We start from the raw sequence: 24,164 nt of genomic DNA on the forward strand, positions 1-24,164 counted from the left end.
CTGGGTTTACCGGCTTGGTTTTAAAGTCTAGCCTGAAGAAGGCTTGGCCATAGTAACGTGGAGAGTAACCATCGATTGGGAGATAAGCCATGTTCATTGAAACAATCAAGTCACAAGGACTATCACAACTTTCGTATCTTGTTGGAGGCGGTGGAAAAGCGATCGTGATCGACCCCCGTCGCGACTGCGAAATATACATCGAAAAGGCCGCCCAGCTTGGGTGTCGGATAACGCATATCTTCGAGACCCATCGTAACGAAGATCTTATCTCCGGTGCGCCGGTCCTCGCATCGCTCACCGGTGCCAAGGTCTACCACGGGCCTAATGCGGCCGGAAAGGTGGCATACGCCAACACTGTGTCTGAAGGTGATAGCTATCGCACCGGGGAGGTAAGCATCGATGTCCTCGAAACACCCGGCCATACTGACGATAGCGTGTCCTATATTCTGTCTGATCAGGCGTATGGCGAGGAGGCTGTTGCGGTATGCACGGGTGACGCACTTTTTGTCGGAGACGTTGGCCGGACGGACTTTTATCCGGAGCGGGCGGAAGAAGTAGCCGGGCTGCTTTTTGACAGCCTTCGGAAGCTCCTGACCCTGGGTGATCACATTTACGTCCTGCCAGCGCACGGGGCCGGTTCGGTGTGCGGTGATAACATGGCAAACCGCGATTTTTCATCGATCGGTTATGAGCGAGCGCATAACAAAATGCTCCAGATTACAGATCGCAACGAGTTCATCGCTGCCAAGCTCGATGAGCATCATTACCAACCGCCTTATTTCCGGCTGATGGAGAAACTCAATCTTGAGGGAGGCAGGCCCGCCGCCCGCACACTGGCGCCAATGCCGCTGGATATGGCTCAGTTCCAGGAACTTTGCAAACAGTCGGTACTGATCGATGTCCGCTCTGTGAGCGCTTATCTCGGTGCGCATGTGCCCGGCAGTCTTGCGCTGCCAGTGGGGATGCTGGCGTCGTTTGCTGGTTGGCTGCTCAACCCTGGAGACGATATCACCTTGATCGCCGAAAATGACACGCAAGCCGAAGCAGCGGCTCGCCACCTTGCCCGCATCGGGTTCGATAACGTTCGAGGTGTCTTTGCCCTGCCAATGCCGGAGCAGGTTGCCAATGCACTGCCGTTCAAATCGGTCCCGACTCTGGGGGTGGGGGACGTGGCGGATCGAGTCAACGATCAACCGGACAATTGGCAGTTGCTGGATGTGCGCAGCCAGTCAGAGGTAGCGGGCGGTGTGATAGCCGGTTCAATGCACATTTATGTTGGTCATATACCCGTCAAGCTGGATACCTTGCCATCTGATAAACACTACACCGTGATGTGCGCCAGTGGCGCCCGAGCGACGGTTGCTGCATCCGTACTACTCAATAGCGGCTTTAAAAACGTCGATGTATTCATGGGATCCATGGGGGCCTGGAAGAATGCAGGCCATTCAGTGGACTGATTGATATCGGGATGTATATCAGCGCAGAGGTGAAATAATGGAATGGGGTTCGTATATTCAAGGTGCTTTTGGGGGCCTGTTGATAGGCTTGTCTGCGGTGACGCTTATGGCCTCGCTGGGACGTATTGCGGGTATCAGTGGGATGGTATCAGGTCTGATCTTTGATCGGTTTACTGCAGAGTCCGCGTGGCGACTGGCATTTGTGCTGGGCCTTATCAGCGGGCCTTTATTGTTGGTTGTTCTGAATAGCTCGCTTGGAAACGTGGCGGGCAATCCGGAGGCCGTGGTCGGCAACCCCATTGGTGGCGTGCCGCTGATGGTTGTAGCTGGCTTTCTGGTGGGCGTGGGGTCTGGTATCGGCAACGGTTGCACCAGCGGACATGGTGTTTGTGGTATCGCCAGGCTATCCCCCAGATCCATACTGGCAACGTTGGTTTTCCTCTTAACGGGTGTTGTAACCGTTTACGTCGTCAGACTCATGACAGGACACTCTTTATGAAACTGATTTTTGGTTACCTGGCTGGTTTGTTGTTTGGCCTGGGTCTGGCTATTGGCGGTATGACCGACCCCCAACGTGTACAGGGCTTTCTCGACGTCTTCGGTAGCTGGGACCCAACGCTCATATTTGTGATGGGCGGAGCCGTGATAACAACGTTTATCGGCTACCGATTGGTGTTCCGGCGCCAGGGCCCTCTGTTCGCAGAAACGTTTATCGTGCCCACACGTCGTGATATTGATACCCGTTTATTGATTGGTGCCGCTGTGTTTGGGATAGGCTGGGGTCTATCAGGTTATTGTCCGGGCCCGGCCTTTGCGTCAATAAGTGGTATAACCTGGCCTCTCGTGGCGTTGTTACTGTCGATGGTCGTTGGCTGGTGGTTGGCTAGACGAATATGAAGTGAAACTGAGAAATATATCAGCGGTGTGCGAGGACAAGTATTTGATATAATGATCAATTCTAAAAGATAAATTAAATCATTAAGTTATCCTATTTTATCCTGTTTTCCCAGTCTGTCTGCTGAGCATTCCGCTTGGCTCTTAATGTTGACTTAATCCAGGTGCCTGAAGCTCCCGTCTGCGCCCCAGATGATCCATTATCAATACAGACGGGAGTATTGCGTGCGAGTAATCCGACTCTGGATACGAATCTTATCGGCTTTCCTGGCTTTGACTGCGAGTTGGCCAACTGTCGGCCAGTCCTTGCTTGATGGTAATGATGACTTCCTGTCGGCCCAAGAGGCCTTCCAGTATGACATTCAGGAAAATACTGACGGCACGCTAACGCTAGCCTGGGAGATCGCACCGGAATATTATCTATACCGCAAACGCCTCGCCATCGAGGGCTCAGGCGGTGACCTGGGAGACATCCGTTACCCCACCGGCACGGTTATTCATGATGAATTCTTCGGCGAGTCAGAGGTGTTTTATAACCACGCCGAAATCCTGATCAATCCCGGTAATGCCACGGCTCTTGAACTTACCTGGCAGGGTTGTGCTGATGCTGGCCTATGCTACCCGCCACAGATGGCAACTGTGGATTTCAGCGGCAATCCCACGAAATCTGCTCCCTCAACCGTCAACAATGTCACCCCTGTTAGTGGGCCAGACGGAGGACAGGGCGAACTGGCTACCGATCAATCACTGACTCAACAACTGGCTTCCAGCGGTCTGTTATTGAATCTCGCAGTATTTTTTGGCTTGGGCCTGCTACTCGTATTTACTCCGTGTGTGCTACCGATGATTCCGATATTGTCGACCGTGATCGTCGGCAATCAGGCGGGACGAGGCAGGGCGTTTGCTCTATCCGGCGTTTATGTTGTGACCATGGCGATCACCTACTCGCTATTGGGTGTCGCTGCTGCACTTGCAGGCGCCAATCTTCAGGCAATGCTACAGGCGCCGGTGTTCATCATTCTTGTTGCGGTGGTGTTTGTATTGTTGGCGCTATCCATGTTCGGTCTATACGAACTGCAACTACCCGCTTTTCTGCGTGATCGGCTGGCCCGCATCAGTAACCGTCAGGAGGGTGGCAGCCTTGTTGGTGCCGCAGCCATGGGTGTGATTGCCGCACTGCTGGCCAGTCCTTGCATGACCGCTCCATTGGCCGGTGCGCTTTTCTACATCGCAGACACTGGCAATGGAGTGCTTGGCGGTCTGGCGCTTCTGGCACTGGGTCTGGGCATGGGGACTCCGTTGATTGCTCTGGCAACCGTTGGGTCTGGATTTCTACCCAGACCCGGAAAATGGATGGACAGTGTAAAGGCAGCGTTTGGCTTCATCTTGCTTGGCACCACAGTATATTTTCTCGAACGCATTCTGGATGATGCCCTGGTCCTTGCACTCTGGGGGGCACTCACTCTCGCTCTGGGGCTCTCACTCTTACACATTGCCCGCGGGGTTTCACAAATCACACCGCTACGCTCTCTAGCCGCCAGTGCGGGCGTGGTGACCATGTTCTGGGGTGCCTTGATGATGACCGGTGCGGCTGCAGGGGGTATCCAGCCCTGGCAACCACTGAAGGCGTTTGTCGCCACGGGCAGTGACAGCAGAGCGAGCGAAGAACAACATGCAGCCTTCGAAAGTTTCAAATCGGTGGGTGATCTGGATCGGGCGCTTGCTGAGGCCGGAGCCAACGGCCAGTGGACACTGGTGGACTTCTACGCAGACTGGTGTGTGTCCTGCAAGATCATCGAAGAGGAAGTGTTTGGCGATACCGCCGTAGTGTCCGCCCTATCTGACATGCAGCTGCTTCGCGCCGATGTTACAGCCAATGACTCTCTGGATCAGGAACTTATGAAACATCTGGAAGTGGTTGGTCCACCCACCATCCTTATTATCGGGCCGGATGGCCAGGAGTACCGGACACAACGCACCACCGGAGAGGTTTCCGCCGAGGTGTTTCTCCAACGCCTGACCCGGGCACGTCAATCCTGAAGGAGCCCCTATGCCAAGCATTAACCTTGGTCCGTTTGCTTTGTCACTGGACCAGGCGCTGTTGATGATTGCGTTTGTCATTGCCCTGATCGTCGGTGGCATTGTCGGCCGCAAGGCGCAGATTCCCGTTACCGGACCACTATCCGATATCTTTCTGACGGCCATGGTGACCGCGCGCATCGGGTTCGTTCTGCGCTATTTCGAGTACTACCAGGCGGATCTGTTGGGAATAGTCGATATTCGGGATGGCGGCTTTGACATGATCGCCGGGCTGATCGGTGCCTTAGCTATGCTGGCGTGGAAACTCTGGCGCAATTCTGCGATCCGCTTCCCACTGGGCAGTGCAGCCGCCGCCGGGTTATTAACCTGGGGTACGGTTTCGCTGTTGATTGTCCTGATGGAAGGCCAATCCCGGCAGCTCCCCGACTCGCCCCTCTCTCATCTGGACGGCAGACCGACCACATTGCCACAAGTGGCTGATGGAAAACCCATGGTGGTGAACCTCTGGGCCAGTTGGTGCCCGCCTTGTATTCGCGAGATGCCGGTGCTGGACAAAGCCCAGAAAGAGAACCCTGACATTACTTTTGTCTTTGTTAATCAGGGCGAACAGCCTGAAACCATCAAACGTTTTCTGAACCAGTACAGTCTATCCCTCCGCAACGTGATTACGGATATTCGCACCAACATGGGTCGGACAACAGGCAGTCATGTCTTGCCGACCACCCTTTTCTACGATGCCCAGGGACGGCAGGTGAACGCCCATACGGGCGAACTGTCTGCTGCGTCGCTGGCCCATAACCTTGAACGCTTTGAACGCCCAGAAACTGACTCCGGAGGCTAATATGAAACCTTTGAACACCCTGCTGAAAAGCGCTCTGTTGAGTGCAACCCTGGTCACCACCGGTTATAGCCTGCCAGTGGCCGCACAAAGCTATCCACCTGCGGTACAGCAGTTGATAGATCGTGGTGTTTCGATAAAGGGCACCTTTGATGCTCCCGGCGGCATGATCGGCTATGTCGGTGATATGCAGGGCCGTGGAGTTGCGTTTTACCTGACTCCGGACAAAGAACACGTAGTCGTCGGCCCCATGCTCGACGAAAAGGGTAACAATCTGACCGAACCAAAAATTCAGGAGTTGGTGCTCGGGCCGCAAAACGAAAACGCCTGGCGCCAACTGGAGGATGCTGACTGGGTACGCGATGGCGACGCTGATGCACCGGTGGTGATATATACTTTCACCGACCCCAACTGCCCGTATTGCCACCGTTTTCGACAGGCTGCAGAGCCCTGGATTGATACTGGCCGGGTACAACTTCGCCACATCCTGGTTGGTATCCTGAAGCAGGATAGTCTGCCGAAAGCCGCGACTATTATCGGATCGGAAAATCCGAGCGCTGCATTGGCTGAAAATCAGCAGAGCTACAGCGAGGGCGGTATTGAGGTAGACCGGCAGATCGTCAGCGACCATGCCAAGCAGATTCAGGCCAACAACAAGCTGATGTCCAGTCTTGGCCTGAGCGCCACACCGAGCACCTACTACCGCAACAGCAACGGTAACGTACTGAAGAAGCAGGGGGCACCTCGGCCAGACGAACTGGAAGAAATCATGGGTAGTAAGATGCCCTGACCTTGGCAGCGCGCAATAGAGGCGCCACGACGTCGGGTTAAAGGTAGACATCAGTCGTTAGTGGTAGCGACGCAGTAGCCTGTGCGTATGTCTTCGATGTTTTTTATCAATTAGAAAAATAAAATATATAGTAATAACCTAAAGTTAGCTTGGTGGACAAACATTGTAAATGCGCACAGAGGAGACAACGATGAAGACTTTCAGCCTGTCACCTGCAAAACATGCCGGCACTCCGGATGTCGCCGGTTTCTTTGATCCTCACACCTTCAGTGTTCAATATGTGGTTAGCGACCCGGAGACCAAGCAGTGCGCCATCATTGATCCAGTGCTGGATTACGATGAAAAGTCCGGAGCCACGGCGACTCATCATGCGGATGAGCTATTGACTTACGTAACTGAAAACGGTTTTAACGTACAGTGGATTCTGGACACACATCCTCACGCCGACCACTTTTCCGCAGCACAATATTTCCGCGAAAAAACCGGAGCACCGACGGCGATCGGCGGTTATGTGACTGACGTTCAGGAGCTTTGGAAAGACATCTACAACTGGCCAGATTTTCCAGCTGACGGCTCACAGTGGGATCATCTGTTTCGGGCAGATGACGAACTCAAGATTGGAAACCTGCGGGGTCAAGTGATGTTCTCGCCGGGCCACACCAAAGCCTCAGTCACCTATGTGATTGGTGATTCAGCGTTTGTGCATGACACGATTTTTCAGCCCGACTTCGGCACAGCCCGTGCAGACTTCCCCGGCGGTGACGCTCGGCAACTGTGGGAATCCATTCAGAGCATCCTTTCATTACCGGATGAGACTCGGCTGTTTACCGGCCACGATTACATGCCCGGCGGCCGAGACCCTGAATGGGAGAGCACCGTCGCGGAACAGAAGAGAACCAACAAGCATCTGACGAACGCCTCGCAATCCGAATACGTTGAATTCCGGAATACCCGCGACAGTGAGCTGCCCATGCCCAAATTGATCCTGCATGCATTGCAGGTGAATACCCGAGGTGGGCAACTGCCAGAGCCGGAGGCGAACGGCAAGCGATACCTTAAAATTCCGCTGGACGCGCTCGAGGGCGCAGCCTGGGGATAGAGATCCAAACTGAATGCATACCCTTTTGCCGGGCCGAAAAGTCCGGCTTTTTTGTTTGCCCGGCGAAGCCGGCAAACCCGGCCATCTGAAAGAAGGTGGCGTCACCCCGACTGAGGGGAAGACAATCCGACTGGCAAGGGCGTCACTGGCCAACGGTGGGGTCTGAAGGAAGCCATAGGAAGTTAACGGTACACAACGCAAGTGAACCTGTTTCGGCAGTCCAGGTGGGTCAGCGTGCAAAATAACGCGAAGCCCGATACTCAGTCAGACCTGGGCTGTGCTTGAGGGTGGCATCGTTAACAGGGAGCCGGTGCAGTAACCGGGGAAGCCTGACACCGAATCCGGCGACGCCGGAGGCTGTGGCGCAAGGCGAAAGCCGAGGCCGCAGTCGGTGCGAGGTGGCAGATGATGCCGTAGTAGTGAGGAAGTTCCGGCCTGAGAAGCCTGGTAACAGCGTGGAGGACAAAACCGGAACGACCGCTGACGGAGGTTCAGCGGACCGGCCAGGGTCAAAAGCTCTGGTCGGATGCGAAGGGCGGAAGTCATTAACGAGAGTGACGGACGACGAGCGAACAGGTGGACGCTGCGCTCACAAGCTGCCCGACGGGGCAGGGACGTGCATTGAGGTGCTGCGGGAACGTAGTGGCTTCGGTGTTCTCCGGGCAAGGGAGTAAAGCGATACCGTGGCGGCAGATTGCCAGAGTGCTAGTACCCGGACGGATTGCTTGAAACAGACCGGCAGCCAGACCGATCCTCGAAGCCGTCACCACAGAGATGAGCAGGCATGAGGAAATACTACAGTCTGTACGGGCAATTGCTGTCAAAACAGCGCCTGTATGAAGCCTTCAGACACATCAAACGCAACAAGGGCGCGGCCGGAATCGATGGGCAGAGCCTGAGTGCGTTTGAGGCGGATCTGGAGGTGGAGCTGTCGTGCCTGTTGCTCGAGCTGAAGGAAAAGCGCTATCGGGCGCAGCCAGTCAGACGCGTAGCCATCGCCAAGGATGACGGCGGTGAGCGTCTGCTGGGCATTCCGACGGTTCGGGACCGGGTGGTGCAACAGGCGTTGCGCAGCATCATCGAACCGATCTTCGAGCCGGACTTCCACCCGTCGAGCTACGGGTACCGTCCGGGACGCAGTGGTCACCATGCCATTGGCAAGGCGGAGCGGTTCATCCGCCGCTACCGTCGTGACTGGGTTGTGGATATGGACCTGTCGAAATGCTTCGACACGTTAAACCACGATCTGATCATCCGCCAGTTCCGCCAACGGATCACGGACGGCAGTGTTCTGTCACTGTTGCGCCAGTGTCTGGAAAGCGGGGTGATGGTGGGGTACCACCTTGAAGACACGGAGCTGGGAAGCCCGCAGGGCGGCGTGATCAGTCCGCTGATTGCGAACGTCTATCTGGACGCCTTCGACCAGTTCATGAAGGCGCGGGGTCACCGGATCGTCCGCTATGCGGACGACATCCTGATCCTGTGCGGTTCACGAGCGGGCGCGGAGAATGCGTTACGGGTGGCCCAAAGCTACCTGGAAGGGAAGCTGAAGCTGACGGTTAACGCCACCAAAACCCACATCGCCCACAGCGATGAGGGGGTGAAGTTCCTGGGCGTGGTGATCCACATGAACTACACCCGCATCCAGGACAAGAAGGTGGTGAAGCTCAAGCAGACGCTGAAAGCGCTGACGAAGCGAAACCGGGGCATCGGGCTTGCGGCGATCATCCGCGAGCTGAACCCGGTGCTACGGGGCTTTGCCAGCTACTTCCGGGTGGCAAACTGCGCGCGGGTGCTGAAGCAGGTGATGAGCTGGTTAAGGCGGCGACTGCGCTGCATCCAGCTCAAGCAGTGGAAGAAGCCGAGCCGGCTGCATCGGAGGCTGAAACAGTTGGGCTACAAGCCCCCGTTCCGGCACATCAAGATGCAAAGCTGGCGCAATGCGGCGTCCCCACTGGCCAGTCTGGCCCTGCCCAACACCTACTTGCACAATGACCTGAAGTTGATGGATCTTACGAAGGTCAAAACCGGCATCACTGTTCCCGAGTTCGGGGTAAGTTAATGGCATGAGCCGTATACGTGGCCCGTATGTACGGTTCTGTGAGAGGGATGAGGCGGTGTCGCCTCACCCTACTCGATGGTGCGCCCGGCACGGGCGCACTCCTGGAGGTGGAAGTCCTCCCGTGAGCTGGCCACAGCGAACGAAGTGAAGCGCAACTGCGGAAGGGTGACCGACCGTGGAGAGGAAGCGTGGAGCGTAAACCGTGAGCCGATGAACAAGAATCGGATATGAGGCATTGCCGAGCAGGGTGAGCGGGCCAAAAGCCGCGAAGCTCTTGTGGCCAAGGCGAGGTGGTGTAAATCCGGCGGTTGTGCGGTGAAGGAGTGTGTTCTTACCCGGGGAGATCTCGCCTCATGCCTGAAAGGGCGACGTGGTAACACGGAGCGAGAAGTCAGCAGAGGCCATAGTAGCCGCTTATTCAGGGTGAAGGGCTGAACGAGAAGGAGCGTCAAACGCCTTGTCGATGAGTACTGTAGAGCATCAGATGCCCGCGTCAGCGGGGCGGGTTGCAACAAGGGAAGGTGAAGCCTTGCCGGGCGTGACCAGTGATGAAACAGGACTCCCGCCACAAGAATCGGAGGGCGTAGGGCGAAGCCTGCTTGAGCAGGCGTTCGCACGAGAGAATATGCAGCGGGCATGGAAGCGCGTGAAGGCCAACAAGGGATCTGCGGGTGTCGATGGACTGGACATTGTCCAGACCGCCGAATACCTGAGATGGACGTGGCCAGAGCTCAGGCAGCAACTGCTGGAGGGCTCCTATCAACCGAACCCCGTTCATCGGGCAGGCATCCCGAAACCGGACGGCAGTGAACGGGAACTGGGTATCCCCACCGTCACCGACCGTCTGATCCAACAGGCACTGCTGCAAGTGCTGCAACCTCGGTTTGATCCCACCTTCAGCGAGCACAACTACGGCTTTCGTCCGGGCCGTCGGGCCCACGACGCCGTGTTGGCTGCACAGCATTACGCCCGGCAGGGCCGCCATATCGTGGTGGACGTCGATCTGTCGAAGTTCTTCGACCGGGTCAACCACGACATCCTGATCGACCGTCTGAAGAAACGCACAAACGACCCCGGCGTCATCCGGCTGGTTCGGGCGTATCTGAACGCAGGCACCATGGATGGCGGCGTGGTCATGGATCGGCACGAGGGCACGCCGCAAGGCGGACCGTTGTCGCCGTTACTGGCCAACGTTCTGCTGGACGAGGTGGATAAAGAGCTGGAACGCCGGGGGCACTGCTTCGCTCGTTACGCCGACGACTGCAACGTCTACGTTCGCAGTCATAAAGCGGGAGAGCGGGTAATGCGATTGCTCCGTCGTTGTTACGACAAGCTGCACCTTAAGATCAATGAATCCAAAAGTGCGGTAACCAGCGTGTTCGGTCGCAAGTTCCTTGGCTATGTATGCCTTATGGCAAACCAGAGACGGAGACGTCCGGCGCGCGGTATCAACGAAAGCGTTACAGTCGTTCAAACTCAGGATCAGGCAACTGACCCGGGGATCAGGTGGTCGCAGTGTTACACAAGTGGTGGAGAAGCTCCGCAGCTACCTGCTCGGCTGGAAAGGGTACTTCAGGCTGGCGCAAACGCCACGCATCTGGCGATCACTGGATGAGTGGATACGTCGCCGACTGAGAATGCTCCATCTCCGGCACTGGCGACGGGGCACGACGATCTACCGGGAACTGGTCCGCTTGGGCGCGAGTTCCTGGGTTGCTGAATCCGTGGCGGCCCTGAGCCGTCGCTGGTGGCACAACAGTCGCTCTGCCATTCATACTGTGCTGACGATTGCCTACTTCGATCGATTGGGAGTGCCGAGACTCTCGTGAAACCTCAACTTCTCGAACCGCCCGGTGCGGACCCGCATGCCGGGTGGTGGGGGAGGGGTGGAGCCTTATGGCTCCCCCCTATCCCGATTGGGCGGTACATCTATCGGCCGGCTAACGTGACTTTGTCACTGAAGCTCAGGCTCTGGAGGGATAGCTTAAGCTGGAAATTAGTCGATTAAACATAACGGAGTTTCAAGCATGATCAAGTCATTCAAGACCATGGCGATTGGCGCGATAATGACGTTAAAGTCATTCGGAGTCCAGGCAGACGTTCACAAAAGCGGTGTTGAGGAAGTGTTGGTCATTCTTTCGAGAATATGAACGTTCGCTTCGCGACCTGCGCCGACCTTGAGCCGCAACTCTTGCCCTGTCTGTTTCTTTAGAATGTTCTTAAGATGATGAATTCTCAGCTTGCAAACCGTCTGCTTGCGTGCCCCGGTTTCAACAGCAAAAAGCATCATTAGCTCAAAGCAGTAATTTCCATATTTGCTCAGCTTATCAGCGATGATCTTTTGGTCCTTTGAGTCGAGAGGTCGCAACTTCTCACCGTCGTTAAGGTGTTCTGGGGCAGCGATCTGATCTCTTCTGGGTACGCCGATAGAAAGGTCAGTTGTTTGAACCTCTTTGATCCTCGCGAGACCTTGCGGGTTAATGTACGGAATCCCAGCTACTCGTTTCTCTTAAGGAGGGTTGGGTAATTTCGAACTCTCAACAAGCCCTCCGATGATCAGGGCTCTATAAAAAGCGACAACGACTCCCATTCGGGTGCTTGCGACGTTTAAAGATAAAGATTGTGGCGTCTGTCTGAGTTGGCGCATCAGATAACGGCGATAAACATAGGTAACTCGGTTATGGGGCTCATTAGGAAAGGTGTATTCGTTTATTTCGTTTCCTCTCGAGTTGCTGTCCTCTAGCCATCGAAGAAATCCCAGGAGGTGAACGGCATGAGTTTCAAGAGTATCAACCGACACTTGGTCGAATTTGGCCATTTCGGCCATTTTATTCATGAGATACAGATTAGCGATGTCCCAGGGTTCGCCGTTTCCTCTGAAGAGAATCGGAAAGTTACGGATAATCCCATCGTCTCGTATGCCTGAGAGCGAATATGGGTCTTGGAATCGGTAGGACGAGAAGGTTGCGCGGTTTTTATCCTCAAAAACTACTTTTCGTGGGATAAAGATGCGGATTTTTGAGAGGTAAGCGGTGGAGTTGAGTTCTTCTCTGGAGAAATTTCCCGGCTTTCCCATAGCTGGATGCCCATGGCTATGTTTGCTTCGGCTGTTGGTACGCTCTAAGAATACTGTATATACTACTGTATAAATAGTACTTCGATGGAGCGCACCATGAAAAGAGCTGATGTTAACGCCCTCGAAAAGACCTTGGCCAACCTCCCGGTTGACCTCAAGCAACACCTTGCCAGTCAGCTTCTTGGGCAAATCAATGCTCAGGCTCATACCTTGCTTGAAACCGCCAGATCTCACCGTCTATGCCCCCATTGTGGTGATGAGCACCTTATCAAATGGGGTCATTCTGGTGGATTGCAGCGATATCGATGCCAGAGCCTGACTTGCCATAAAACCTTTAATGCCGTTACAGGAACATCGCTGGCCAGGCTGCATCACCGAAACAAGTGGTTTGATTATTTGCGATGCATGCGAGACAGCCTGACCCTGCGGGTATCGGCAGGCCGAGTAGGCATTGATTTAAAGACAGCTTTCCGGTGGCGTCACCGTTTTCTAACGGCCAGTGCAAACGCCAACGCGAATGCCCTTTCCGGCATTGTCGAAGTGGATGAAACCTTCTTTGCCGAGTCCTGCAAAGGCAAACGCAACATCACCCATCGCAGTTCCAGGAAGCGTGGCGGGCAAAGTAACAGGAAGCATAAAGCGGACAAAATTCCAGTACTTATTGCACGGGACCGCAACGGTCACATCAGTGATCTGGTGGATCCTGCATTAAACAAACCGACGGTTCATGCTTTTCTGACGCCGATTATCAATCCTGACTCGATTCTATGCTCAGATGGTCACAGCTGGTATAAAACCTTTTCCATCGAGCACGGCATTGCCCACCACAGACTGGTCACACTCGATAATCAGAGAGTGATCGGCAAGGAATACCACATACAGAACGTCAACAGTTACATGAGTCGATTGAAGGGCTGGATGGCGCGGTTTCATGGGGTTGGGACGGCATATCTGCCGAGCTATCTGGCATGGCGGCGGCTATTTGAATGCGCTCAACCTTCTGAAGAGGCTTGGCTCCGAATTGCGATCGGTGCAAACCAACAGCCAACGCCAACATAGCGATGCCCATACAGTTTTCACAATATGGTGCGTGTACCTTAGCGTGTCAACTGTGTGCGTGTACCGTAGGCTGATAGGCATCGGTATTCACGCCAAGGGCAATCGGCGACACACGGTAGCCGGGTTTATCGAGCTCCCTTCGAAGCTGTTCCGCAGCATTGGGTTTGGCGATCAGCCGGGTTTCGAAGTCCAGCCCCGGCGACATGTCCCAGTACGCATGGGTAGGCCGGGCAAAGCAATATATGCACGCATGCTCGCAGCCCCGGTACGGGTTTATGGACTGGTCGAATGGCACATCGGGCGACTGGTTGCGACTGATGATCGTACGCACCTGTTCATCCACCACTTCGGTTGCCAGTGAGTCCGGGCAGGTATCGTCAGCGGGGTCCTGATACCAGCCATCATCGTATTGGCGGTCCGTCACTATGGGCTGGAAACGATTCTGTGGATTGAGCGGCGTCGCGCGAGTCTTCATGGCAAACTCTCGATACTGTTTATATATGGCTATGTTTGCTTCGGCTGTTGGTACGCTCTAAGAATACTGTATATACTACTGTATAAATAGTACTTCGATGGAGCGCACCATGAAAAGAGCTGATGTTAACGCCCTCGAAAAGACCTTGGCCAACCTCCCGGTTGACCTCAAGCAACACCTTGCCAGTCAGCTTCTTGGGCAAATCAATGCTCAGGCTCATACCTTGCTTGAAACCGCCAGATCTCACCGTCTATGCCCCCATTGTGGTGATGAGCACCTTATCAAATGGGGTCATTCTGGTGGATTGCAGCGATATCGATGCCAGAGCCTGACTTGCCATAAAACCTTTAATGCCGTTACAGGAACATCGCTGGCCAGGCTGCATCACCGAAACAAGTGGTTTGATTATTTGCGATGCATGCGAGACAGCCTGACCCTGCGGGTATCGGCAGGCCGAGTAGGCATTGATTTAAAGACAGCTTTCCGGTGGCGTCACCGTTTTCTAACGGCCAGTGCAAACGCCAACGCGAATGCCCTTTCCGGCATTGTCGAAGTGGATGAAACCTTCTTTGCCGAGTCCTGCAAAGGCAAACGCAACATCACCCATCGCAGTTCCAGGAAGCGTGGCGGGCAAAGTAACAGGAAGCATAAAGCGGACAAAATTCCAGTACTTATTGCACGGGACCGCAACGGTCACATCAGTGATCTGGTGGATCCTGCATTAAACAAACCGACGGTTCATGCTTTTCTGACGCCGATTATCAATCCTGACTCGATTCTATGCTCAGATGGTCACAGCTGGTATAAAACCTTTTCCATCGAGCACGGCATTGCCCACCACAGACTGGTCACACTCGATAATCAGAGAGTGATCGGCAAGGAATACCACATACAGAACGTCAACAGTTACATGAGTCGATTGAAGGGCTGGATGGCGCGGTTTCATGGGGTTGGGACGGCATATCTGCCGAGCTATCTGGCATGGCGGCGGCTATTTGAATGCGCTCAACCTTCTGAAGAGGCTTGGCTCCGAATTGCGATCGGTGCAAACCAACAGCCAACGCCAACATAGCGTTATATATACAGTACTATCGATAGCTCGCGATTTCCAGTTTTCACGCTCAGAGAGTGGAAGAACTCAGACGTCATCCATCATGCCAATCTGCCTCGCCAGCCTCATGGCTTCGTTCTCCTCCATGGCGCGTAGGGATTCAGCGAGTTCTTTCGCTTCCGGAATTTCGGCCTTGCCGGCCAGGCTGTCATACAGGTCGATCAGTTGGTCATGGAAGTCGAACACCTCTCGGACAATGCTGTCGAAGTCGAGACTGGCGTAGTGATCATCGCAGGTGCGGTGGGTTTTGATGGCTTTGTGTTCGTCGTTCAGGTAGTCGTAGAGTCTTGTTTTCAGAGCCTTTGAATCGGCCTGTTTCTCGAACTCCGCTGTGATGCGCTCCAGTTCGGCCTCATGGTCCGACAGATACGTCAGCAGTGCCCGGGCTCGCTCCTCCTTGTTCTTTGTTGAGCACTCCGACAAACATCGGGACAGGTGGGCGTGGAGCTCGCGAGCCCACTCAATCAGGTCTTCAAAGCTTTTAATGTCCATTTGCCAGGCTCCTTATCCACATGGGTAATCGGAGAGCGGATGTGAATCGCCACTGCTCATTACTACTCATCACTACATCATCAGTAAGAGAAGTCTAGCCGACATTGCTAAACTTGTCCGGTGACCCCCACAGCCTGATGAGATACCCTCTGGACGATAAACTATCTGTGTACTCGCGAAATGGAAACGCCCATGGCAGAGCAACCCCCACTGGGAATCATCGAAGGCTTCTATGGCCCGTTGTGGAGCTGGGAAGAGCGTCGGCAGCTGGTTGCGGCACTGGCTCCCCATGGTTACCGCAACTATTGGTACGCGCCCAAGGCGGACGCTTTTCTCCGGCGCCGGTGGAACGAGCCGCATCCACAAGCGGAGGCCGATGAGCTGGCCGATTTCGCGCGGTTTTGTCGCAGTCACGGAGTCCGGTTCGGCATTGGCCTGAGCCCGTTCGAGGTGTTCAACAATTTCGATGACTCGGCGAAAACCGCGCTGACGCAAAAGCTGGCAGCGTTTGATCAACTGGGTATCACCGACCTGGCGATCCTGTTTGATGACATGAAAAGCGATACGCCGGAATTGGCGGCCCGACAGGCGGACATTATTCATTGGGTAGCAGAACGCAGCGCGGCGGATCAACTGACGGTCTGCCCCAGCTACTACTCCGACGATCCGGTTCTGGACCGGGTGTTCGGTCCCCGTCCCGAGCATTACCTGGAAGATCTTGGCAAGGCACTGGACCCGTCCGTGCAGGTGTTCTGGACGGGCGAGGAGGTGTGTTCGCGGGAGATATCGCCGGGCCATCTGCAGCGTGTTGCAGAAGCGCTGGGGCGCAAGCCGGTACTGTGGGATAACTACCCGGTGAACGACGGCGACCGTATGTCCCGCCATCTGCACCTGCGGGCATTTACCGGCCGGCCGGCGGCCAACGGCCCGTATCTCTCGGGCCACGCCATTAATCCCGCGTTACAGCCAACCCTCACTGCGATTCCGGCCATCACCCTGGCCCGTAGCTACAAACAGGGGCCCGGCTACCAGTATGGCAAGGCCTTCCAACTGGCCGCCGAGGAAGTGTTGGGCAAAGAGTTGGCGCAGCAGGTACAGGCCGATCTGCTGCTGTTGCAGGATGCCGGCTTGCACAGGATCGGTACCGAACGCCATCAGGCGCTGGCGGAATGTTATCGCCGCTTTGATCACCCGGCCGCCAGCGAGATCCTGCATTGGCTGGCCGGCCGCTATCAGGTTACCGATGAAATGGTGCAGACCCAGTAGCCGGTGGCGACTGCCTATTTAAGATAGTACTCCACGGTGGTCACCACCCGGACGGTTTTAATCGGCTGTTGGCCTTCGCTGACGCCTGGTGCCTGGTCTCGGGCCAGGATCTGGAACACGCCCTGATTGGCGCGGCGCAGGTTCCCCAATTCAGTTTTGGCATCCCTGGCGAACTGTGCGGCGGCCTCGCGGGCGGCGGCGGTTGCCTCGGCAATCATCTCGGGTTTGATGTCGTTCAACCGGTTAAACAGGTAAGTCGGCCCACCCGGGCCATAATCGGAGGAGAGTATTACGCCGGAATCCACCAATTCACTGACAGACTGCGCGGCCTGGCGAATGCGATCGATGTCGTCGCTGCGAACCATCAGGGTCTGGTTGATGATGAACTTCTGGCCGTTGCTTTCCTGGTAGGGATTGGCGCGGGTGTCCGTGACGTCCAGACGTTGCAGTTCCACCGCGTCGGTGTCGATGGCCTGCAGCTTGAGAAACGCCATGATGGCTTCGCGGCTGCTGTGGGCCTTCTCGCGAGCTTCCTCCAGGCTGTTGCCGGTGGCGACGAAACGCAGGGGCCACAGTGCAAGGTCCGCCTGTACCTCCCGTTCCGCAACGCCCTTGACGGTGACGAACCGGTCTCCGGTGCGTAGCCCGGTCAGGCCGTCGGCGATGAGCGATGCGGAAACAATGGCGGCAATCGCCAGGATCAGGGCAGACAGAATTTTCATCACGGCGTCCTTGTGTGTGGATCTGGCGGATACCATCGCCGCAAATACCGGGGGCGTCAAGCGCCCCCGGAGGGGAGGTCTGCTAAGAGGAGGCGGTTGCCACCTCGGCCTTGCCGGTCTTGATCATGGCATAGCCAAACCCGATCACCAGCGAACCGATGGCAATGGCGGCCACATAGGGCAGTACCGTGCTTACCGCATTGGGAATGGCGAGCACGAACAGACCGCCGTGGGGTGCCATGAGTTTGACGGTGAACAGCATGGACAGGGCTCCGGTGATGGCGCCTCCCACCATGCACACCGGGATAACTCGCAGTGGGTCTTTGGCCATGAAGGGGATCGCACCTTCAGAGATAAAGCACAGCCCCAGCACAAAGGAGGCCCGCCCGGCCTGCCGTTCGGCCTCTGCAAACTTGGCGCGAGCAATAAAGCTCGCCACACCCATACCGATGGCCGGCACCATGCCCGCGGCCATGATCGCCGCCATGGGGGCCGAACCACCGCTGCCTTCTGAGAGTAAACCGACACCGAAGGTATAGGCGGCCTTGTTCACCGGCCCGCCCAGGTCAAAGCACATCATGGCTCCGAGAATGCCACCCAGCAGGATGGCGTTGGTGGTGCCCATGCCTTCCAGGAAACTGGTCAGCCCATCCATCAGGGCGGCAGCGGGTTCGCCGACCACGTAGATCATGCCAAGGCCGGTGACCAGACTGGCCAGCAGCGGAATGATCAGGATGGGTTTGAGGGATTCGACACTCTCTGGCATCGGCAGTTTCTGGCTGATGAAGCGCGCCACATAACCGGCCAGGAATCCGGCGATGATGCCACCAAGAAAACCGGCGCCAAGGGTACTGGCCAGATAGCCACCGATCATGCCCGGCGCCAGGCCTGGCCGGTCGGCAATGGACCAGGCGATATAGCCGGCCAACAGAGGAATCATCAACTGGAAGGCGGTGCCGCCGCCGATCTGCATCAGCGCGGCTGCCAGGGTGCCTTCCTCTTCGAATGCGTCAATGCCGAACACAAACGACAGGGCGATCAGCAGGCCGCCGGCCACCACCATGGGCAGCATGAAAGATACGCCCGTCAGCAAATGCTTGTAGGGGCCGCGTTTCTCGCCACCACCTCCTGAGGTCGCTTTTTTCTGGCCTTCCTCGACAGAGGCATTGGTCATGGCTTCATCAATGGTGGGCCCCGGTTTTTTCAGGGCGCTGCCGGTGGACGTGCGCCAAAGGCGCTTGCCGGCAAAACGGCTGGGGTCGACTTCGATATCACAGGCCAGGATCACCAGATCCGCCGCCTCGATTTCCTCAGCGGTCAGTGGATCCTGGGCGCCCACGGAGCCCTGGGTTTCCACGCGGATCTGATGGCCAGCAGCGGTCGCGGCGGCGGTCAGGGCTTCTGCCGCCATAAAAGTGTGGGCAACACCGGTGGGGCAGGCGGTGACGGCGACAATGCGTTTGCCTGCGCTACCTGAGGTGGCAGGCTCGGGCTGTGAAGCCTCTGTTGGTTGATAGGGCTCGGCCTGCTTTTCGGCCTGGTCCAGAATCGACGCGGGATCGGGCAGGGCGGCCGTTACCGGGACCTGATAGAGGCGTTTGCTGGCGTAGGCGTTCAGGTCCGTTGGTGTTCCTGTTGCGGCAACGACCAGATCCGACGATTCGATGACATCCTCGGGCAGGGACGACAGTGGTTGCTGCGGGCTGCGAATGTCTGTTCTGGCTTCCCAGCCCTTTTGCTGCGCGGCCCGTTCCAGGGCCCGGGCCGCCAGGAAGCTGGTGGCCACGCCCTGAGGGCAGGCGGTTACAATGATCAGTTTCATGATGGCATCTCCCCATTGTTGTGCCCGGGCCAGGGGGTAAAGAGAGTGACGCGGGTTTGCTGAATCAGTTGGGTGAAGTCGTCGGCCATTGGATCGCCAACGCCAATGTGGCGAACGCACTCGGCCGACAGCGCGGTGGCGGTCGACAGCACCTGTTCCGGGTGGTGACGTTCGAGCAGGCCGTGAATCATTCCGGCCAGCAAAGTGTCTCCGGCGCAGACGGTGCTTGTGGCGGTCACGGGCGGTGGCGACGCTTGCCAGTTGCCCTTCGGCGACAGCCAGAGCACGCCTTTTTCGCCCATGGAAATCACCACATTGGCGATGCCGGTGGCCTGAAGTGAGCGACCTGCCTCGGCGATGGCGTCCAGGCTCTCCAGAGGGTGCCCGGCCCATTCGGCCAGCTCTTCCGTATTGGGCTTGATGCCGTCTGGCAGCACCTTAAGCCCGGCTGTGAGGCCTGCGCCGCTGGTATCCAGCCACACCGGGATGTCTGCTTCGCGAGCCAGGGTGACCAGTTCCGCCAGTGCCTCGGGCGGAAAGCCGACGGGCAGGCTGCCAGCAATGGCAACGGCATCGAACCTGTTGTTCAAGTTACCCAGGCGTGCCTTTAATCGGTCCAGGGCATCCGCGGGTACGTCAAATCCGGGCCCGTTCAGATCGGTCACACGACCATCGCCCTCGGCAATTTTCACGTTGATGCGATTCTGCCCGGGGATGCGGACAAAGTGGTCTGCCAGGATGTCAGACGAGAACAGGCGATCGAAGGGCGCGGCGTTGATCTCTCCCAGCAGTCCGGACACGGTCACGGTATGGCCGAGACGTGACAGCACACGGCCCAGGTTAATGCCTTTGCCGGCAGCTTCCAGGCGTGTGGACCGAGAGCGGTTCACGTTACCCAGCCGGATTGAGTCGGTTTCGGCATTGAGGTCCAGAGCCGGGTTCAGGGTGATGGTGAGTACGCGGGCCATTACAGTGTCTCCAGGGCGTCGCGCACTTCGGCTGCGGTGGCCTTGCCCAGCGCCAGTTTCGCCTGTTCACGGGCGTGTTCCCGGCTCAGCCCTCGGATACAGGCTTTGACCAGTGGCACTCGCCGGCTGGTCACCGAGAGCTCGTCCACATCCAGGCCCAGCAGTACCGGAATAGCCTGTGGGTCGGAGGCCAGCTCGCCACAGATACCTACCCAGCGTTGGTGAGCATGGGCGGCTTCGACGGTCATGCGGATCAGTTGCAGTACCGAGGGGTGCAACCCGTCGGACTCGGCCGAAAGCTGGCCGTGGCCACGGTCGATGGCCAGGGTGTACTGAGTGAGGTCATTGGTGCCCACCGAGAAAAAATCCACTTCCGGTGCCAGGGTGTGGGCCAGCAGGGCGCAGGAGGGCACTTCAATCATCACGCCCACCTGCAGGCCCTGGCAGGGAATCTCGGCGCGGACCCGTTCGACGATGGCCTTGGCCGCGCGAAACTCTTCCAGGTCCTTGACCATGGGAAACATGATTCGCAGTGGGCGGTTGTCGGCAGCCGTCAGCAGTGCGCGCACCTGGGTTTCGAGGATCTCCGGTCGTGTCAGCGACAGGCGAATACCGCGCAGCCCAAGGAAGGGGTTGTCCTCATGGGGAAGGGGCCAGTAATCCAGGGGCTTGTCGCCACCCACATCGAGGGTGCGTGCGACCAGTGGCAGGCCGTTGAGGGCGTCGAAGGCATGGCGATATTCCTTCACCTGGGTGTCCAGGTCAGGCGCATCCGGGTGTTCCATGAAAATGAACTCGGTGCGCAAAAGGCCAATGCCATCGGCGCCCCGGTCGACGGCATCCGGGGTGTGGGCCGTGTTGCCAAGGTTGGCGCATACGTCGATGGTGTGGCCGTCGGTGGTGGTGGCTGGCTCGTTCCGGCACTCGTAGGCGTCCGCCTGCAGGCGGGTGAGTTGGTCCAGGCGACGGTCAATGCGGTCGCGGCGTTCGGCGCCGGGGTTGGGCACGAGGCAGCCGCGTTCGCCGTCGACCACCAGGTCCGTTCCGTTGCTGATGGTCAGGATTCGATCACCAGCCCCGACCACGGCAGGAAGCCCCAGCGCCCGAGCCAGGATGGCGCTGTGGGATGTGGCGCCACCACGGGCTGTGATCAGGCCGCGAACGCGCTGGGTGTCCAGCCTTGCCACATCGGAAGGGCCCAGATCGTCCGCCACCAGTACATAGGGTTCGTCCGGCGGTGTCGGCATGGCCACCCCACAGAGGTTGGCCAGCACGCGCCGGCCAACATCCCGCAAATCTGCCGCCCGTTCGGCCAGCAACCGGTCCGCCAGTGCTTCCTGGGCCCGCGCGGCGGTATCAATGGCGTGCCACCAGCCGGCTTCGGCGGACGCGCCTTCGTTGATGGTTTCCAGGGCGGCCTGGTAGAGATCGTCGTCCTGGAGCATTTCCACATGCACCGACAGAATCGGCGCTGCCTCACCGCCTTCGGCCTGGCGGATCAGCGTGCGCAGTTGTCCATCGGCTTCGTCGATGGCGCGGCCCAGCCGGCTGGTCTGTTCACCGGCATCGCTGGCGGTGGACGGGTAGTCCAACGTTGGCTGACGCATTACAAAAGCGGGTGCGAGAGCCAGGCCCGGTGAGGCGGCGACCGCTTTCAGGGGTTCGTCATCGATCAGAGGTTCGGGTTCCGGTTCGGCAGGCGCCGGCTTGCACTGTTGTTGTCGAAGCGGGGAGACGGTTTCTCCTAGCCCGTTATTAATGGACTGGCAAACGGCTTCTACCGCCTGTTCCGCATCGTCGCCGGTTGCGGAGATGATCAGGGTTTGCCCTCTGCGGGCACCGAGGCCGATGATCCGGGTGAGACTGGTCGCCGATACCGAATTGCCATCGCCGTCTTCCAGGCGGATGCGAATGTCTGCGTTGTGCTGACGGGCTTCCTGTACCAGCTGTTTGGCGGGCCGGGCGTGAAGGCCATGGGTATTCAGCAGGCGTACCCGGTCGCTGACCGCATTGGCTTGCTCACCGGAAAGCCGGGAAAGTACAGCATCCACGGACTGGCTTTCCAGAGGGATGTTCTGGGCCAGGAAATTATCGATACGCTCCAGCAGTTCGCGGCAGTCGTCGCCAGGGCCCGCCAGGCAGAAAACGCCGGCGAGGTCGTCGCTGGGTTCTTTGGGGGTTGCCAGTGCCAGCGCAGGTCGGATACTGCCAACGCTGTGGTGAACCAGCCAAAACCCCTGGCCCAGCTCCACGGGTGGCTGGCTGACAATTTCTTTCATAAAGCTGGCGTCGACACAGCTCAACCCCTGCAGCCGGGCAGCAGCGCTGATGGCCAGTTCGCTGGTGGCCCGGGTGTCAACACCCAGGCAAAGGGTCTGAGCGTCGCATTTAGGCACCACTGGCTCTTTCGACAATAGGGTCACCAACGCCTCGGTGTCATCGGCTTCGGCCAGCTTCCGTGACAAGCCGGGTTTGTCCAGTACGCGGGTCAGGTGGCGCAGGATATCCAGATGCTCATCTGACTGGGCTGCAATGGCGACCAGGACGTACACCGTGGCGTTGTCATGCCAGGTAACGCCGCCTGGAAACTGCAACACCCGGATGCCTGTGCTGGTAACCGCGTCGCGGCTTTCGGGTGTGCCGTGGGGGATGGCAATGCCGTTACCAAGGACGGTGGAGGACTGTTGCTCCCTGGCCAGCATGCCCGCGTGGTAGTCGGGAGTGGTCCGGCCTGCGTCCTGCAGTTCCTGGCTGGCCTGGTTCAGGGCATCCTGCCAGTCGGTTGCAGTGCAGCCCAGGCGGATATCATTGGCTGTTAGCGTCAGCATGTGGGTAGCCTCGCCTTGTTGTTGTGTGGTGCCGGCACTGACGATCAGGATATTGGTCACTGCCAGTGAAAATGGGAGTTGCTGAATCGTGTCAGCAGACATAAAATGAATCATGAAACAGATATGATCAGAAATCAAGCAATCTGTGCCCAGGAGGAATCGGCCCCATGACCCTTGCAGAACTTGCCCGCCTGGCGGGGGTGTCCCGCACCACAGCCAGCTACGTTATCAATGGTCAGGGGCCGGCTCGCCGGATCAAGCCGGTGACTATCGACAAGGTGATGGCGGTCGCGCGGGACAACCACTTCCAGATCGACCCGCAAGCCGCATCGCTGCGTGGCGGGGCGAGCCGCACTCTGGGGTTTATCCTGCCGGACCTGGAAAACGCCAGTTACGCCCGTCTGGCCAAACTGCTGGAGCAGGGTGCCCGCGCCCGGGGCTATCAGCTTCTGATTGCCGGATCCGGGGATGACCCGGATACCGAGCGCGAGCTGGCACGTTCTCTCAAGGCAAGGCGATGCGATGCCCTGATCGTTGCGAGTGCCCTGCCACCGAATGACCCCTTCTACCAACAGTTGCAGCGGGAAGACCTGCCGGTGATCGCGGTGGACCGGTCGCAATCACCGGGTGTAGTCAGTTGCGTGGTGAGCGACAATCGTAAGGGCGCAGCCACTCTGGCCCGTTCGGTGCTGGAACCTGGCGCCGGGTCGGTGGTCTGGCTTGATGCGGTGCCGGCGCTGGCGATGACACGGGAGCGCCGCGAGGGCTTTGAGGATGTGGCTCGGAGTCGCAGTGGACAATGGGCGGTCTACAGTGGCGAACACTATGACCGAGCCTCTGGCGCCCGCCTGATGCAGCGGGTACTGGCGGATCAGGGGCTTCCGGATGCGTTGATTACCGCCTCGTACACCCTCTTGCAAGGGGTGCTCGACGTGCTGCTGGAGCAGCCGGGAGGCTTGCCGCAGTCTCTCAGAATGGCTACCTTCGGAGATGATCGGCTGCTGGATTTCCTGCCGGTCAAGGTTCACTCGTTACCCCAAAAACACGAAGCCATTGCCGAGGCAACGCTGGACCGGGCGCTGGCTGCCATCGCAGGTCACGGCGAGCCGGAAACCGTTATTATCAACCGCTCGCTGAAACGGCGGTGTTGAGTCAATGGCCGGGG

19 protein-coding genes and 2 pseudogenes are annotated in these 24,164 nt (G+C 57.6%); 13 read left to right on the forward strand and 8 right to left on the reverse strand.

Annotation, left to right across the window (positions count from 1 at the left end; genetic code table 11):
• Nucleotides 1–89: 89 nt before the first annotated feature.
• From R1T46_RS06640 to ltrA (R1T46_RS06680), 9 genes and pseudogenes are all read left to right on the forward strand, one after another.
• Entirely contained in the window at nt 90–1,457 is a 1,368-nt protein-coding gene (locus R1T46_RS06640) for an MBL fold metallo-hydrolase (RefSeq protein ID WP_317307761.1), read from the forward strand.
• 106 nt (nt 1,458–1,563) lie between these two features.
• Nucleotides 1,564–1,956 carry a YeeE/YedE family protein gene (locus R1T46_RS06645; RefSeq protein ID WP_317307762.1) on the forward strand — a complete coding sequence of 131 codons (393 nt, stop codon included), beginning with the start codon at nt 1,564–1,566 and terminating at the stop codon, nt 1,954–1,956.
• Nucleotides 1,953–2,354 (forward strand): DUF6691 family protein, encoded by a 402-nt coding sequence (locus R1T46_RS06650; protein ID WP_317307763.1) that lies wholly within the window; start codon nt 1,953–1,955, stop codon nt 2,352–2,354. Before R1T46_RS06645 ends, R1T46_RS06650 begins: the two co-directional genes overlap by 4 nt.
• A 189-nt stretch (nt 2,355–2,543) precedes the next feature.
• Nucleotides 2,544–4,391 (forward strand): protein-disulfide reductase DsbD, encoded by a 1,848-nt coding sequence (gene dsbD / locus R1T46_RS06655; protein WP_317307764.1) that lies wholly within the window; start codon nt 2,544–2,546, stop codon nt 4,389–4,391.
• Between the two features lie 10 nt (nt 4,392–4,401).
• Nucleotides 4,402–5,232, forward strand: a complete 831-nt coding sequence (locus R1T46_RS06660) for a TlpA disulfide reductase family protein (protein WP_317307765.1) — start codon at nt 4,402–4,404, stop codon at nt 5,230–5,232.
• A gap of 1 nt (nt 5,233) precedes the next feature.
• A complete protein-coding gene (dsbG, locus tag R1T46_RS06665) occupies nt 5,234–6,019 on the forward strand; it encodes a thiol:disulfide interchange protein DsbG (protein ID WP_317307766.1) in 786 nt (261 codons plus the stop codon).
• 190 nt (nt 6,020–6,209) lie between these two features.
• Complete coding sequence (locus R1T46_RS06670) at nt 6,210–7,118, forward strand: MBL fold metallo-hydrolase (protein WP_317307767.1); 909 nt, start codon at nt 6,210–6,212, stop codon at nt 7,116–7,118.
• Nucleotides 7,119–7,902: 784 nt separating this feature from the next.
• On the forward strand, nt 7,903–9,180 hold the full coding sequence (gene ltrA / locus R1T46_RS06675; RefSeq protein ID WP_317305339.1) for a group II intron reverse transcriptase/maturase: 1,278 nt from the start codon (nt 7,903–7,905) through the stop codon (nt 9,178–9,180).
• A gap of 457 nt (nt 9,181–9,637) precedes the next feature.
• Nucleotides 9,638–11,009, forward strand: a pseudogene (gene ltrA / locus R1T46_RS06680) (group II intron reverse transcriptase/maturase).
• Nucleotides 11,010–11,281: 272 nt separating this feature from the next.
• Here ltrA (R1T46_RS06680) and R1T46_RS06685 read toward each other — a convergent pair.
• Entirely contained in the window at nt 11,282–11,548 is a 267-nt protein-coding gene (locus R1T46_RS06685; protein WP_317307768.1) for a hypothetical protein, read from the reverse strand.
• 141 nt (nt 11,549–11,689) lie between these two features.
• Nucleotides 11,690–12,256, reverse strand: a complete 567-nt coding sequence (locus tag R1T46_RS06690) for a hypothetical protein (RefSeq protein ID WP_317307769.1) — start codon at nt 12,254–12,256, stop codon at nt 11,690–11,692.
• Between the two features lie 96 nt (nt 12,257–12,352).
• On the opposite strand from R1T46_RS06690, the gene R1T46_RS06695 reads away from it, so the two are divergent.
• A complete protein-coding gene (locus R1T46_RS06695; protein WP_292048785.1) occupies nt 12,353–13,315 on the forward strand; it encodes an IS1595 family transposase in 963 nt (320 codons plus the stop codon).
• Between the two features lie 67 nt (nt 13,316–13,382).
• Here the strand turns inward: R1T46_RS06695 and R1T46_RS06700 are convergent.
• Nucleotides 13,383–13,790, reverse strand: a pseudogene (locus R1T46_RS06700) (radical SAM protein); the annotation flags it as partial.
• A 109-nt stretch (nt 13,791–13,899) separates the two neighbouring features.
• On the opposite strand from R1T46_RS06700, the gene R1T46_RS06705 reads away from it, so the two are divergent.
• The gene (locus R1T46_RS06705; protein ID WP_292048785.1) at nt 13,900–14,862 is read left to right on the forward strand and encodes an IS1595 family transposase; all 963 of its coding nucleotides are present in this window, start codon (nt 13,900–13,902) and stop codon (nt 14,860–14,862) included.
• Nucleotides 14,863–14,928: 66 nt separating this feature from the next.
• Here R1T46_RS06705 and R1T46_RS06710 read toward each other — a convergent pair whose 3' ends face one another.
• On the reverse strand, nt 14,929–15,393 hold the full coding sequence (locus R1T46_RS06710; RefSeq protein WP_036210612.1) for a hypothetical protein: 465 nt from the start codon (nt 15,391–15,393) through the stop codon (nt 14,929–14,931).
• Nucleotides 15,394–15,585: 192 nt separating this feature from the next.
• Between R1T46_RS06710 and R1T46_RS06715 the strand changes: the two genes are divergently transcribed.
• The gene (locus tag R1T46_RS06715; RefSeq protein WP_317307770.1) at nt 15,586–16,659 is read left to right on the forward strand and encodes a beta-N-acetylglucosaminidase domain-containing protein; all 1,074 of its coding nucleotides are present in this window, start codon (nt 15,586–15,588) and stop codon (nt 16,657–16,659) included.
• A 14-nt stretch (nt 16,660–16,673) separates the two neighbouring features.
• On the opposite strand, the gene R1T46_RS06720 is transcribed toward R1T46_RS06715, so the two are convergent.
• The 4 genes from R1T46_RS06720 to ptsP form a co-directional block, all read right to left on the reverse strand.
• A complete protein-coding gene (locus R1T46_RS06720; RefSeq protein WP_317307771.1) occupies nt 16,674–17,381 on the reverse strand; it encodes an SIMPL domain-containing protein in 708 nt (235 codons plus the stop codon).
• Nucleotides 17,382–17,463: 82 nt separating this feature from the next.
• On the reverse strand, nt 17,464–19,203 hold the full coding sequence (locus R1T46_RS06725; protein ID WP_317307772.1) for a PTS fructose-like transporter subunit IIB: 1,740 nt from the start codon (nt 19,201–19,203) through the stop codon (nt 17,464–17,466).
• Entirely contained in the window at nt 19,200–20,171 is a 972-nt protein-coding gene (pfkB, locus tag R1T46_RS06730; protein ID WP_317307773.1) for a 1-phosphofructokinase, read from the reverse strand. Before pfkB ends, R1T46_RS06725 begins: the two co-directional genes overlap by 4 nt.
• Nucleotides 20,171–22,999 (reverse strand): phosphoenolpyruvate--protein phosphotransferase, encoded by a 2,829-nt coding sequence (gene ptsP, locus R1T46_RS06735; protein WP_407070151.1) that lies wholly within the window; start codon nt 22,997–22,999, stop codon nt 20,171–20,173. Before ptsP ends, pfkB begins: the two co-directional genes overlap by 1 nt.
• Before the next feature lie 167 nt (nt 23,000–23,166).
• On the opposite strand from ptsP, the gene cra reads away from it, so the two are divergent.
• Entirely contained in the window at nt 23,167–24,150 is a 984-nt protein-coding gene (cra, locus tag R1T46_RS06740; protein WP_317307775.1) for a catabolite repressor/activator, read from the forward strand.
• Nucleotides 24,151–24,164: the final 14 nt, after the last annotated feature.

This window comes from Marinobacter salarius (assembly GCF_032922745.1).
In the GTDB taxonomy this organism is placed as follows: domain Bacteria; phylum Pseudomonadota; class Gammaproteobacteria; order Pseudomonadales; family Oleiphilaceae; genus Marinobacter.